Genomic DNA, 13,222 nt, shown 5'->3' with positions numbered 1-13,222 from the left:
TCCTGAAACGGCCCCCGCCGGTATATGGCAGGGCAGCATAGAACGCGCCGCACTGCAAAAAGATTATCGCTGATCACATTGTCGTAGGTACGCGGTCTTCGGCGCTCCGGGACCCCGGCACGATTTGATTGAACCGGATCGCGAGATGTCGGCACCTTTCCTTCAAGGAGGGACGTGGGCGGCATGGTCAGGACCAAAGAGCAGCTCCTTGACGAGTATCTGGTGGCGGCCGCGCGCACCGGGGACCGCAAGGCGTTCGAGCTGCTGGCGCGGCGCTGGCAGGGCAAGCTTATCGCCCATGCCTGGCGGCTGACCGGCGACGTCGACCTGGCCCGCGAGGCTGCACAGGAGGGCTGGATCGAAATCGTGCGCGGGGTCGGGCGGCTTCGCGACGAACGCGCCTTCCCCGCCTGGGCCTGCCAGATCGTGTCGCGGCGGTGCGCCCGGCGGATTGGTCGCCTGCAACGGGACCGGATCCTGAAGGCGGCGGCGGCGGCGGAACCGGTCGAGGCCTTCGCGGAGCCGGAACACAGCGACGCCCCGGCGATGACGCGGCTGCGGGCCGCGCTCGCCGACCTGCCGCCGGAGCAGAGGGCCGCGATCGGCCTGTTCTATCTCGAGGATATGGAGGTCGCGGAGGTCGCGATCGCCCTGCACGTGCCGGCGGGCACGGTAAAGACCCGCCTGATGCATGCCCGCCGCAAACTGCGCGCGGTGCTGGAAGGAGATGCGAGATGACAACCGATATCGACCGGATGATCGAGGAAGCCCTTCAGGGCGAGGAACAGGCCCTGTTCCGCGAAACCGCGCGTGAGCCGGGCTTCTTCGGACAGGCCCTGGGCGTGTTCGACGGGCGGGCCGGCTGGGCCAACGTCGTCCTTATGGTGGCGCAGACCGCGGCCTTCTTCTTCGGCGCCTGGGCGGCATGGCGCTTCTTCCAGGCTGACACCCCCCTGTCGGCCCTGCATTGGGGGCTGCCAGCCTCCGTGTTGATCCTCGGATCGCTGGTGATGAAGATGGCCCTGGTGCCCGTCGTGCAGGCCAACCGGATGATGCGCGAGCTGAAGCGGCTCGAGCTCCAGATCGCGGTGGCCCGCAAGGGCTGACGTCGGCGGGTCGTGGCGCGAATCTAGCCGCGCGCCATGACACGTCCGATCACTTCCGCGGCGCGGTCGGGCCCGAGATCGTGAGCGAGGGCGCTGCGGAACTTCCCGTCCGGCCCCATCAGATAGATCGTCAGGCCGTGGTTCATCGTATAGCCCTCGCCTTCCCCGACCTTCTGATAGGGAGCGCCGTAGGCCCGGGCCGCGGCGTCGACCTGCGCGGGCGTGCCGGTCAGGCCGATGACGCCCTCGGGAAAGCCGTCGGAGGACAGATAGTCGTTCAGCGCCTGCGGCGTGTCGCGCTCCGGATCGATGGAAATGAAGACGATCTGCAGATCCGCCGCCTTGTCGCCCAGCGCCTGTTTCGTCGCATCGAGCATCTGCAGCGTGGTCGGGCAGTAGTCCGGGCAGTAGGTGAAGCCGAAGAAGACCAGCGACCACTGTCCCTCCAGCAGGGTCTGGTCCACGGGCCGGGCGTTCTGGTCGACCAGCTGGAACGGTCCCCCGATACGGGCTTCGCCCGTCGAGACCACCTCGCCCGTCCGCAGACCGGGGGCGGGGCGGCTGGCCAGAACCACGGTCACCGCAATCAGCGCCACGGCGATGACCGCGCAGGCGGCGGCGAACAGCAGGATGGAACGGCGCGGCATTTCGGCTCCCGGCAGGACGCGCCACGCGGGCGCGGCTGGTCTATAGAAGACGCGTGAGCCCGACCCAAGACCCCCTGTCGTCGCAGTTCGGCGAGGCCGCCGACACAGGCGGACGCTTCGGCGGCTGGCGCAATGCGCCGCGCCGCAGCCGGGGTCTGTCGCTGAGGACGCTGGTGATCCTGCGTTGGATGGCCATCGCCGGCCAGAGCGCCACCGTCGTCGTCGCCACCGCCTGGTTCCATTTCGACCTGCCGCTGTGGGGTTGTCTGGCCGTGATCGGGGCCAGCGTGGCGATGAACCTCAACGCCACCGCCCGGCTCAGGCGCAGCGACGGCTCATTTCCGGACGGCGCCCTGACGGCGGCGCATCTCGGCTTCGACATCCTGCAACTGTCGCTGCTGCTGGCGTTGACCGGAGGGCTGCAGAACCCGTTCTGCCTGCTGCTGGTCGCGCCGGTGACGGTGGCCGCCGCCTCCCTGCCGGGACGGCAGGCGGCGCTGATGGGGCTGCTGGTGCTGGGGGCGACCATCGGCCTGTTCTTCTTCTCCATGCCGCTGCCGTGGCAGGCGGGAACCGAGCTGGAGCTGCCGCCGCTGTATCGCTTCGGCATCGGCCTGGCGCTGATCACCGGCGTGGTCTTCACCGCGGCCTATGCCTGGCGGGTGGCGGCGGACGCCGAAAAGCTGGAACTGGCCCTGGCCACCACCCAGGACGTGCTGCAGCGCGAGCAACGGCTGGCGGCGCTGGGCGGTCTGGCGGCGGCGGCGGCGCACGAGCTGGGCACGCCGCTGGCGACCATCCAGGTGGTGGCGCGGGAACTGCTGCGGGAGTCGGCCAAGGACGGCGCGGCGGCCGAGGACGCCGCCCTGATCCTGCAGCAGGCCGAACGCTGCCGCGACATCCTCAAACGCCTGTCCCAGCAACCCGAGGGAGGCGAGGCCGCCTTCGCCGAGGTCGGACTCAAGGCGCTGCTGGAAGAGGTGGTCGAGCCGCATAGGGGCTTCGATCTGGTCTTCGAGGTCAAGGTGCGCACCGCGTCCGGCGAGGCCGCCCCGCGCGTGCGTCGCCTGCCCGAGGTGGTGCACGGCCTGTCGACCCTGGTCGAGAACGCCGCCGACTTCGCCAACGGCCACGTGCGGGTGCAGGCCCTCGTCGACGCCGGCTTCATCGAGATCGAGGTGGTCGACGACGGCCCGGGCATCCCGCCGGACATCCTGCCCCGGCTGGGTGAGCCCTATGTGACCAGCCGGCCGCAGGGCAAGGCGCGCCGGGCCCTTGCGGCCCAGATCGCCGCCTCGGTGGCCGCCGCTGCCCCGGGGAGCAAGAGCCGCAAGGACCGCAAGACCGGCAAGGCCGCACCCGCGCCCGAGGCCATCGCCCCCAGCCAGGGCGGTATGGGACTGGGCTTCTTCATCGCCCGCACCCTGCTGGAGCGGACCGGAGGCAAGGTCTCGGTCGGGGTCGGAGAGGGCGGCAGGGGGCGGCCAAAGGGCGCGCGGGTCGCCGTGCGATGGCCGCGGCCGGCGCTGGAAGCGGGGCCGTCGTGATGTCGCACCTCCAAAGCTGAACCTTGACCTCTGCCGTATCGTTACCGACCTGACGGCAAGGAGAACGATGATGCCCGAGACCGAAGACCGTATCGCCGCCCTGCAGGACAAGACCCTGTTGCTGCTCGACGACGACAACGCCTTGCGCACGCGGCTGGGGCGGGCCTTGGAAAGCCGGGGTTTCGAGGTCGTCACCGCCGCCTCGGTCGCCGAGGCGCGCGAGGCGCTGCGGACCTCGGTCCCCGCCTTCGCCGTGCTGGACATGCGGCTGGAGGACGGCAACGGGCTGAAGGTGGTCGAGGCCATCCGCGAGCGCCGCGAGGACAGCCGCATCGTCATGCTGACCGGGTACGGCGCCATCGCCACGGCGGTCGCGGCGGTCAAGGCCGGGGCCGTCGACTATCTGCAGAAGCCCGCCGACGCCGACGACGTGGTCAAGGCCCTGCTGATGACCGGCGAGGCCCCCGAGCCGCCCGACAATCCGATGAGCGCCGACCGGGTGCGCTGGGAGCATATCCAGCGCGTCTACGAACTGTGCGACCACAACGTCTCGGAGACGGCGCGCCGGCTGGGCATGCACCGGCGGACACTGCAGCGGATCCTGGCCAAGCGGGCACCGCGGTAGAGACAGCAGGCAGCAGGCCGGGGGCGTAGGGATTGGCGGCCGCCAGATGAAAAAAGGCCCCGGCGTCTCCACCGGGGCCTTCTTCATGTCAGCGATGACGCCGTGGACGGTTAGTCCCGACGACGGCCGCGGCCGCGATCACGGTCGCCGCCGCCTTCACGCTTCGGGCGGCCGCCGGTGTCTTCCGACATCGGGGGCTCGCCACGCTCGGCGCGCTCGGCGTTGATCTTGTCGGTCAGGTCCTCACCGGTTTCCTGATCGACGACCTTCATCGACAGCTTGGTCTTGCCGCGGTCGTCCATGCCCAGGAATTTGACCTTGACCTCCTGGCCTTCCGAAACGACGTCGGCCGGGTTGGCGACGCGCTCCATGGCCATCTGCGACACGTGGACGAGACCGTCCTTGGCGCCGAAGAAGTTCACGAAGGCGCCGAAGTCGACGACCTTCACGACCTTGCCGGTGTAGATCATGCCGGGCTCGGGCTCGGACACGATCGACGAGATCCAGTTCTTGGCGGCGTCGATCTTCTCCTGCTCGGAGGCGGCGATCTTGACCGTGCCGTCGTCCTCGATGTTGATCTTGGCGCCGGTCTTTTCGACGATCTCACGGATGATCTTGCCGCCGGTGCCGATGATGTCGCGGATCTTGTCGGTGGGAACCTTGATCTGCTCGATCTTGGGCGCGAACTCGCCCAGCTCGGTGCGGGCGCCGTCGATGGCCTTGTCCATCTCGTCGAGGATGTGCAGGCGGCCGGCCGAAGCCTGGGCGATGGCCTTGCGCATGATCTCTTCGGTGATGCCGGCGACCTTGATGTCCATCTGCAGCGAGGTGATGCCTTCGCGCGTGCCGGCCACCTTGAAGTCCATGTCGCCGAGGTGATCCTCGTCGCCGAGGATGTCCGACAGGATGGCGAACTCGCCCGACGGCTCGAGGATCAGGCCCATGGCGATGCCCGAGACCGGGCGCTTCAGCGGCACGCCGGCGTCCATCAGGGCCAGCGACGAACCGCAGACCGTGGCCATCGACGAGGAGCCGTTGGACTCGGTGATCTCCGACACCAGACGGATGGTGTAAGGGAACTCTTCCGACGACGGCAGCATCGGACGGATCGCCCGCCACGCCAGCTTGCCGTGACCGATTTCCCGACGACCCGCGCCGCCCATCCGTCCGGTCTCGCCGACCGAATAGGGAGGGAAGTTGTAGTGCAGCAGGAACTTCTCCTTGTAGGTTCCGCTGAGGGCGTCGACGTACTGCTCGTCCTCGCCGGTGCCGAGGGTGGCGACCACGATGGCCTGGGTCTCACCGCGGGTGAACAGGGCCGAGCCGTGGGTGCGCGGGAAGACGCCGACCTCCGAGACGATGTCGCGAACCTTGTCGAGGGCGCGGCCGTCGACGCGGTGGCCGTTGTCGATGATGTCACGACGCAGGACGTGGGCTTCGCATTCCTTGAAGGCGGTGGAGAATTTGGCCGGCTCGACGCCGTCCGGATTCTCTTCGGTCTTCACGAGGGCCTCGGCGGCCTTCTTCTTGGCGACGTCGACGCCCGAGCGGCGGTCGTATTTGCCGACGTGGGTGTAGGCGGCCTTGATGTCCTCGCCGACCAGCTTCTGGATCGAGGCGACCACGTCCGAGACGTCGTCGGCCTGGAAGTCGAACGGCTCCTTGGCGGCGTGCTCGGCCAGGTCGATGATCGCGTCGATCACCGGCTGCATGCCGCGATGCGCGAACATCAGGGCGTTGAGCATGATGTCTTCCGACAGCTCCTTGGCTTCGGATTCGACCATCATCAGGGCGTCCTGGGTGCCGGCGACGACGAGGTCGAGCTCGCTGTCGGGCATCTGGTCCAGCGTCGGGTTGAGCACCAGCTCGCCGTCGATATAGCCGACGCGGGCCGAGCCGATCGGGCCCATGAAGGGCACGCCCGAGATGGTCAGGGCGGCCGAGGCGGCGATCATGCCGAGCACGTCGGGGTCGTTCTCCATATCGTGCTGGAGGACGGTGACGACGACCTGGGTCTCGTTCTTGAAGCCCTTGACGAACAGCGGGCGGATCGGGCGGTCGACCAGGCGGGAGACCAGGGTCTCCTTCTCGGTCGGACGGCCTTCACGCTTGAAATAGCCGCCCGGGATCTTGCCTGCGGCGAAGGTCTTTTCCTGGTAGTTGACGGTCAGCGGGAAGAAATCCAGGCCCGGCTTGGGCGCGCGCCCATAAACGACGGTGGCCAGAACCACGGTCTCGCCATAGGTCGCCAGCACGGCGCCGTCGGCCTGACGGGCGATGCGGCCCGTTTCCAGCGTCAGCGGGCGTCCGGCCCACTCGATCGTCTTGCGTTTGATATCGAACATGTTTCGTCTTTCGTATCCCGCGGGCGGATTCCGCGCGGGGTCCCATCAGTGGGTGGAGCGTCGGGCGTTCAGTCCTTCGGTCCATGGACGTCCGCGCCATCGCGAACCGCCCGGGAGTGGTTGAGGACCGGTGTTCAGCCCTCGCATATGCGCCGGTTACAGCCGCGGCGCGCGGGTCGTTCTGGATGCGGAACGAGGCGCGGACATGGCCCGCGCCTCGAAAACTCTGTCCGCTCGTCCCCTTCGCCTTAGCGGCGCAGGTTCAGCTTGGTGATCAGCGCCGTGTAGCGCTCGCGATCGACCTTGTTCAGGTGGTCAAGAAGGCGACGACGCTGCGAGACCATCTTGAGCAGGCCGCGGCGCGAGTGGTTGTCCTTCTTGTGGGTCTTGAAGTGCTCGGTGAGGTTGGCGATGCGTTCCGAAAGGATCGCGACCTGGACCTCGGCCGAACCGGTGTCGCCCTCGGAGCGGGCGTTGTCGGCGATGACCTCGTGCTTGCGGTCAGCAGTAATCGACATCGGGTATCTCCTATTGGAGGTGAAAAACGCGGTCGGGTTCTAGCCGGCCGGCCCGCAACTGACCGAGAGCGACGAGGGTCTGGCCCTGAAAGGCTGAAACGGTTCTGGAGCCGTCCCGAAGGCGGCTCCTGAGCGTTTCGACCTGTCTGGGGAGCAGAACGATCGGCCGTCCCTGCCGAAGCGAGAAGGCGTCCTGATCCGTCACGGCCAACTCCGGGATGTCGTCCAGGGCGGTCGCGACGGGAAGCAAGCCTTCCGAGGCGGCGTCCCTATGCACCAAATCAGTCAGGAAATCCAGTGATACGGCGTTTTCCGTCGAGAACGGTCCGACCCGCTCGCGGCGCAGGGCCGAAACGTGCCCCTCGGCCCCCAGCATGGCGGCCAGGTCCCGGGCCAGCGAGCGGACATAGACGCCCTTGCCCGTCCTTATGGTGATCTCGACGTGATCGGCGTCAGGCGCGTCGCTGACGGCGGCCTCATGAATGGTCACCCTGCGCGAGGCCAGTTCGAACTCGGCCCCATCGCGGGCCAGGTCATAGGCGCGCTGACCGTCGACCTTGATCGCCGAAAACTGCGGCGGAACCTGATCGATTTCGCCGACGAAGGCCGGAAGCGCCGCGCGCACGGCCTCGACGGATGGCCGTACGTCCGAACGGGCGACGATCTCTCCCTCGCGGTCGAGGCTGTCGGTCGAAATCCCCCAGTTGACGGTGAAGCGATAGACCTTCTGCGCCTCCATCATGAACGGCACGGTCTTGGTCGCCTCGCCGAGCGCGATCGGCAGGATGCCCGAGGCCAGCGGGTCCAGCGTCCCGGCGTGTCCGGCCTTCTGGGCATTGAACAGCCGGCGGATCTTCGACACTGCCTCGGTCGACCCCATCTCCCGAGGCTTGTCGAGGCAGACCCAGCCGTTGACGACATCGCCCTTCTTGCGGCGCGCCATTACGCTTGGCCTAACGCGCTTCGCGCTGCTTGAGGCCGGGCCATCAGAGGTCGTCGGTATCGGGCCGGGCGACATCCGCCTGGACCCGCGGATCGTCGAGCAGACGGTTGAGCCGCTCGGCCGCCGCGAAGCTCTCGTCGTGGCGGAAGCGGAGGTCCGGCGTGAAGCGCATGTCGATGTGGCGGCCCAGGGCGCCGCGAAGGAATTTCGAGTGGGCGTTGAGGGCCTTGACGATTTCGTCGACGTGACCCGCGACCGGGGCGCTGTCGACGCCCGCGCCCAACGGCTCGACGAAACAGGTTGCGTGTTTCAGGTCGGGCGACAGCCGCACCTCGGTGACCGTCACCGACACGTCCTTCAGAGCCGGATCGTGAATCTCCTCCTCCCGCATAACCTCGACGAGCGCGTGGCGGATCAGTTCGCCGGCGCGCAGCTGGCGCTGGCTGACGGCGCCGGCCTTCGGATTGGGTTTGCGCTTGCTCATGGTGCTGTCCTCGTCGCCTGTCGGGGCTCGGACCCGGCTGAAAAAAGCGAAGGGCGGGGGTCTAGGCTCCGGACGCCCCCCTGTCCAGTTCAGCCCGGTCGATCGCCGCCATCAGCTCGGCCGAGATGATCGATCGGAACGGCCGCACCGGCAGGCCGGCGGCATTGAGCACGCCGGCCGTCCAGTGGTTGCACAGGTGGGCGATCGAGAAGGTTTCGCGGCTGGCGTAGAAGCGGGCGTCATCCCCTTCGCGGGCGGCGGCGATGCGCGGCGCGCCGTCCGACAGGTCCAGCGACTCCTCGACATGGGCGACCATCGCCTCGAAACCGGCGGCGCTGATCCGGAAACTGCGCCGCCCGTCCTCGGAGAATAGTTCGGTCGGATCGCTCTGCGCCGGGTCGAGCATGATCACCGACGCATTGCCGGGCCTGAAGAAGGCGCGCGCCCCGTCCGGCAGGCGGCTCTCGATGGGGCTCTGGTCGACGTAGAATCTGGCGTCGCCCCAGCCGATCAGGACCCAATCCCCTGTCGGCAGCGACCGAACCGCCTCGGCCAGCGGCCCGCCCCGCGCCTCCAGAGCCGCGCGCGGTACGGCCAGATCGGTGTGGAAGCCGTTGTCGAGCAGGTGCAGATCCACGCCCGGGGCCTCCGCCGTGGCGCGCCACAAAGCCGGATCGCCCGGCGCGGTCCATGTCCACAGGGCGGCAGCCACGCCGACGGCGGCGGCGGCGATCAGAGCGCCGAGGCCGGTTCGGGCGCCTCTAATCTTCATCGGACCGGAAAGCTCCAGACGCCGCACAGGGACCCCGCCGGCGTCGCGGGGCCGATCGTCCGGGTCCGGAACAACATCAGATCGACCCGATCCCGCCGCTGCACGACGGCCGCGGCGCGAGCCGGTTGGTCTCCGCACAGGCTGGATGGCGTCGCGGGCAGCGCCGGGGTCGGCGCGACCACCTCGCGCAGCTCGATCTGGGCGTCGGCGGGGACAGCGAGCCGCGCCGCGAAGGTCTGGCCGGGCGCGAAGGCGTCGCGGCCCCAGGCGATGCGCAGCGGCCGGGTATGCAGGACTTCGCCATTGCCGAAGCGCAGTTCGGCCCCGACCATCGTCATCGTTCCGCCGGCGGTGGGGCGGGTGGCCTCTCCCGCCGGTTCCCCGGTCCCGACCCCATCGGAACCGACCGCTCGGGACTCGGTCCAGGCGGCGGTCTGGCGGGCGACCGTCGATCTCAGATCCTCGAACCCTCTGGCGGCCCAGTCGGCGACGCTCCGCGCGGCCGGTCCGGCCCCGGTCCGCACCGTGTCCCAGGCGGCCACGGCGTGCCTCTGTTCGATGGCCAACAGGAAAAGTACCATGCAGACGAAGGCCAGCGCGCCCGCGAGGCGTTTCATGGCGGTCTGCGGTCGGGCCGTGGCGGCGGTCATGACGCAACCTTAGCGAGGGTCGTGGGCGAGGTGAACGCCTATCGCCCCACAGGGGCGCCCGCATCTTCGAGCGCCTGCGCGGGGGGCATCGCCCACTCACCCCGCCAGGCGTAGGACAGCGCCACGCAGTGGCGATAGGCGCCGTCCGACCAGCGACCGACGGCGTGCAGGGTCAGGGGACGGGCCATCCGCACCCGGCCCGCCACCAGCCAGACCTCGTCCGAGCCGGGGCATAGCGCGCGCGACAGGCCCCGACCGTCGCCTTCGGGGGTGATGTGATAGACGGCGCTCTCGGTCGAGCCCGCCGGAAGGGCGCGGCGCACAGCGTCGGGGCCGCCGCGACGAATGTCGGCCGAGCCCCGCTGCGAGGTGGAAATGATGCGCCGTACGCTGATAGCGCCGAACAGGCCGCGATCGGCCTCCAGCGTCACGCCGCGCGTCAGGGCCTGGGTGACCCGATCAGCGGCGTCATAAGCCAGAAATCGGGTCTCGGCCGCGGCCGGTCCGGCGACGACCACAAGGGCCAGGGCAGTGATCAGGATGCGGCGCATGCGGCTTTGATCCCTGAAGGATGCGGCGAAACGGCGGCGCCCGAGTCGGTCACGGGGGCCGCCGCTCTTCCTTAATCCAGCGTGCGCTTGATCTCTTCGACCGTGAAGCACTCGATGTAGTCGCCGGCCTTGATGTCCTGGAAGCCCTGGAAATGCATGCCGCATTCCTGGCCCGACGGAACCTCGTTGACCTCGTCCTTGAAGCGCTTGAGCGTGGTGAGGGTGCCCAGTTCCAGCACCACCACGTCCTCGCGGATGATGCGGACCTTGGCGCCCTTGCGGACCACGCCCTCGGTGACCCGGCAACCGGCGATCTTGCCGGTCTTGGAGATGTCGAACACCTGCAGCACCTGGGCGTTGCCGAGGAAGGTTTCGCGCTGCAGCGGCGCAAGCATGCCCGAGAGCACGCCCTTCATGTCGTCGAGGAGGTCGTAGATGATCGCGTAGTAGCGGATCTCGACACCCTCGCGGTCGGCCAGGTCCTTGGCCTGTTTCGAGGCGCGGACGTTGAAGCCGAGGATCGGCGCCCCGGCCGACTTGGCCAGCTGCACGTCGCTCTCGGTGATGCCGCCGGCGCCCGACATGACGGTGCGCGCGCGGACCTCTTCGTTGCCCATCTTGTCGAGCGAGCCGACGATGGCTTCGGCCGAACCCTGCACGTCGGCCTTGATGATCACCGGCAGTTCCGAGACCTTCTTGGACTGCAGCTTCGACATCATGTCGACCAGCGAGACCTGGTTGACGCCGCCCGTGGCCTTCTCGCGCTTCACGCGGGCGCGGTATTCGGTCAGTTCGCGGGCGCGGGCCTCGCTCTCAACCACGGCGAAGGGCTCGCCGGGACTGGGGGCCTCGTCGAGACCGAGGATCTCGACCGGAACCGAAGGACCCGCCTCGGTCAGCTGGGCGTTGCGCTCGTCGAGCAGGGCGCGAACCTTGCCCCAGGCGGAGCCGGCCACGACGATGTCGCCGCGGGCCAGGGTGCCGCGCTTGACCAGGACGGTGGCGACCGGGCCGCGACCCTTGTCCAGCTTGGCCTCGATGACCACGCCTTCGGAGGTGCGCTCCGGATCGGCCTTCAGGTCCATGACCTCGGCCTGCAGCAGGATGGCGTCGATCAGACCGTCGAGGTTGGTGCGGTTCTTGGCCGAGACCTCGATGATCTGGGTGTCGCCGCCGAGGGATTCGGCGATGACTTCATGCTGCAGCAGCTCGTTGACGACCTTCTGCGAATTGGCGTCCGGCTTGTCGATCTTGTTGACCGCCACGATCAGCGGCGCATTGGCCGCCTTGGCGTGCTGGATAGCCTCGATGGTCTGAGGCATGACGCCGTCGTCGGCGGCCACGACCAGCACCACGATGTCGGTGACATTGGCGCCGCGCGCCCGCATCGCCGAGAAGGCCGCGTGGCCCGGCGTGTCGAGGAAGGTGACGCGCGCATCGTTGGGCAGACGGACCTGATAGGCTCCGATGTGCTGGGTGATGCCGCCGGCTTCGCCCGACGCCACGTCGGTGGTGCGCAGGGCGTCCAGCAGCGAGGTCTTGCCGTGGTCGACGTGGCCCATGATGGCCACGACCGGGGCGCGGGGCGTCGTCGCCTCGTTGTCGATGGCGTCGGACAGGAAGCCCGTCTCGATGTCGGATTCGGAAACCCGTTTGACCGACATGCCGTATTCGTCGGCCACCAGTTCGGCGGTGTCGGAATCGATCACGTCGTTGATCTTCACCATCAGACCCTGACGCATCAGGAATTTGACGATGTCGACGCCGCGCACGGCCATCCGGTTGGCCAGATCGCCGACGGTGATGACGTCGGGAATGACCACTTCGCGCGGACGGTTCGGCGTATCGGTCGAGCCGCCCTTGCGCTTTTCCTTCTCGCGTTCGCGGGCGCGGCGCACGGAGGCCAGCGAGCGCATCCGCTCGGCGGCGTCCTCGTCACCACCGGCCAGCGCCTGGATGGTCAGACGGCCTTCGCGGCGCTTGGGCTCGCCGCGCGTGCGGCTGACGGCCTTGCCGGGTCCGGCGTCCGAGAAACGCTTGTCGCGATCATCCTCGCGGCCGGCGCCGGCGGGACGGCCGAAGCCGGCGCGGGACGGACGGGCGACCTCGGGCGTGGCCGGCGGCGCGTTCGGAGCGGCACGGCCGCCGGGGCCGCTGCGGGCTCCGCCCGGGCGAGCGGCGCCCGGGGCGGGCCGCGGGTTCAGGGCCGAATAGCGGACCGGCTCGGCCGGACGGGCGCCTTGCGGGCGTTCGGCGTAGTTGCGCTCGCCGCCGCCCATGGCGGCTTCACGGGCAGAGCGGCCGCCGAAGGCCGGGCGTTCCGCGGCGCGGCCGGGCGCCTTGGGCTTGGGCGCCCGCTGGCCGAAGTTGACCACCGGGCGGGCCGGCGGTGCGGGACGGGCGGGCGCTGCGGGCGCGGCGGCCTCGGTCGGGGTTGGGGTCGGCTCCGGCGTGGGCGCCGGCGCGGCCGGTTTGGCGGCGGCCTTGACCGGCTTGGCCGGAGCGGCGGCGGTCAGCTTGGCGGCCTCGGCGCGTGCGGCCTCGGCGGCGGCGCGGGCGGCGGCGGCCTCAGCCTGGGCGGCGCTGGCGGCCTGGTCGGCGGCGGCGGCCTGCTCGCGGGCGGCGGCGTCCTTGCGGGCGCGCTCGGCGGCGGCGGCGGCTTCACGCTCGGCCTGCTGGCGCGTGGCCAGCTCGATGGCGCGGCGACGGGCCTCCTGCTCGGACGCGGACAGGCCGCCGGCCTCGCGGGGCGGCGCGGCCGGGCGCGAGGTCGGGGCCTCGGTCTTCGGACGGGCGACGTCGAAGCCCTGCGGGCGCTGATGGCCCGGGGTGGCGCCGACGCGGCGCTTGGTCTCGACCACCACGGTCTTGGTGCGGCCGTGGCTGAAGCTCTGGCGCACGGTGCCGGTCGAAACCGATCCCGCCTGCCGGGGCTTCAGGCTCAGCGGCGCGCGCGGACCCGTCTGGGACGGAGTCCCGGTCGGAGCCTGCGGTGCGCCGTCGTTGGTCTTGTCGTTCTCGTCAGTCATCCGGT

The 13,222-nt window shown here is 69.5% G+C and carries 13 protein-coding genes; 4 read left to right on the top strand and 9 right to left on the bottom strand.

Going from position 1 to position 13,222, the window contains the following annotated elements; all coding sequences use genetic code 11:
* Positions 1 to 183: 183 nt before the first annotated feature.
* Together HNQ67_RS07070 and HNQ67_RS07065 are read left to right on the top strand one after the other, a co-directional pair.
* Positions 184 to 738, top strand: a complete 555-nt coding sequence (locus HNQ67_RS07070; protein WP_183253762.1) for an RNA polymerase sigma factor — start codon at positions 184 to 186, stop codon at positions 736 to 738.
* Entirely contained in the window at positions 735 to 1,106 is a 372-nt protein-coding gene (locus tag HNQ67_RS07065; RefSeq protein WP_183253760.1) for a DUF6768 family protein, read from the top strand. The genes HNQ67_RS07070 and HNQ67_RS07065 overlap by 4 nt, the downstream gene beginning before the upstream one ends.
* Positions 1,107 to 1,129: 23 nt before the next feature.
* On the opposite strand, the gene HNQ67_RS07060 is transcribed toward HNQ67_RS07065, so the two are convergent.
* Complete coding sequence (locus HNQ67_RS07060; RefSeq protein WP_183253758.1) at positions 1,130 to 1,753, bottom strand: SCO family protein; 624 nt, start codon at positions 1,751 to 1,753, stop codon at positions 1,130 to 1,132.
* A 53-nt stretch (positions 1,754 to 1,806) separates the two neighbouring features.
* Here HNQ67_RS07060 and HNQ67_RS07055 point away from each other — a divergent pair, with 53 nt between their 5' ends.
* Positions 1,807 to 3,300: an ActS/PrrB/RegB family redox-sensitive histidine kinase gene (locus tag HNQ67_RS07055; protein ID WP_343054844.1), complete on the top strand. Its 1,494-nt coding sequence runs from the start codon at positions 1,807 to 1,809 to the stop codon at positions 3,298 to 3,300.
* Between the two features lie 70 nt (positions 3,301 to 3,370).
* Positions 3,371 to 3,925, top strand: coding sequence for an ActR/PrrA/RegA family redox response regulator transcription factor (locus HNQ67_RS07050; RefSeq protein WP_183253756.1), 555 nt, complete (start codon positions 3,371 to 3,373; stop codon positions 3,923 to 3,925).
* A gap of 110 nt (positions 3,926 to 4,035) precedes the next feature.
* Here HNQ67_RS07050 and pnp read toward each other — a convergent pair whose 3' ends face one another.
* From pnp to infB, 8 genes are all read right to left on the bottom strand, one after another.
* Complete coding sequence (pnp, locus tag HNQ67_RS07045) at positions 4,036 to 6,270, bottom strand: polyribonucleotide nucleotidyltransferase (protein ID WP_183253754.1); 2,235 nt, start codon at positions 6,268 to 6,270, stop codon at positions 4,036 to 4,038.
* Positions 6,271 to 6,518: 248 nt separating this feature from the next.
* Positions 6,519 to 6,788: a 30S ribosomal protein S15 gene (gene rpsO, locus HNQ67_RS07040; RefSeq protein WP_183253752.1), complete on the bottom strand. Its 270-nt coding sequence runs from the start codon at positions 6,786 to 6,788 to the stop codon at positions 6,519 to 6,521.
* A 10-nt stretch (positions 6,789 to 6,798) separates the two neighbouring features.
* Positions 6,799 to 7,731 (bottom strand): tRNA pseudouridine(55) synthase TruB, encoded by a 933-nt coding sequence (truB, locus tag HNQ67_RS07035; RefSeq protein WP_183253749.1) that lies wholly within the window; start codon positions 7,729 to 7,731, stop codon positions 6,799 to 6,801.
* 43 nt (positions 7,732 to 7,774) lie between these two features.
* Positions 7,775 to 8,215, bottom strand: coding sequence for a 30S ribosome-binding factor RbfA (gene rbfA / locus HNQ67_RS07030; RefSeq protein WP_183253747.1), 441 nt, complete (start codon positions 8,213 to 8,215; stop codon positions 7,775 to 7,777).
* 61 nt (positions 8,216 to 8,276) lie between these two features.
* On the bottom strand, positions 8,277 to 8,987 hold the full coding sequence (locus HNQ67_RS07025; RefSeq protein ID WP_183253745.1) for a DUF2459 domain-containing protein: 711 nt from the start codon (positions 8,985 to 8,987) through the stop codon (positions 8,277 to 8,279).
* Complete coding sequence (locus HNQ67_RS07020) at positions 8,984 to 9,637, bottom strand: hypothetical protein (protein ID WP_183253742.1); 654 nt, start codon at positions 9,635 to 9,637, stop codon at positions 8,984 to 8,986. Before HNQ67_RS07020 ends, HNQ67_RS07025 begins: the two co-directional genes overlap by 4 nt.
* A gap of 38 nt (positions 9,638 to 9,675) precedes the next feature.
* Positions 9,676 to 10,188 (bottom strand): hypothetical protein, encoded by a 513-nt coding sequence (locus tag HNQ67_RS07015; protein ID WP_183253740.1) that lies wholly within the window; start codon positions 10,186 to 10,188, stop codon positions 9,676 to 9,678.
* Positions 10,189 to 10,259: 71 nt separating this feature from the next.
* Entirely contained in the window at positions 10,260 to 13,217 is a 2,958-nt protein-coding gene (gene infB, locus HNQ67_RS07010; protein WP_183253737.1) for a translation initiation factor IF-2, read from the bottom strand.
* Positions 13,218 to 13,222: the final 5 nt, after the last annotated feature.

The organism is Brevundimonas basaltis (assembly GCF_014202075.1).
GTDB classification, from domain to species: domain Bacteria; phylum Pseudomonadota; class Alphaproteobacteria; order Caulobacterales; family Caulobacteraceae; genus Brevundimonas; species Brevundimonas basaltis.
Note: the sequence above shows the minus strand (reverse complement) of the source record. Positions and strands in the feature narration are given on the sequence as shown.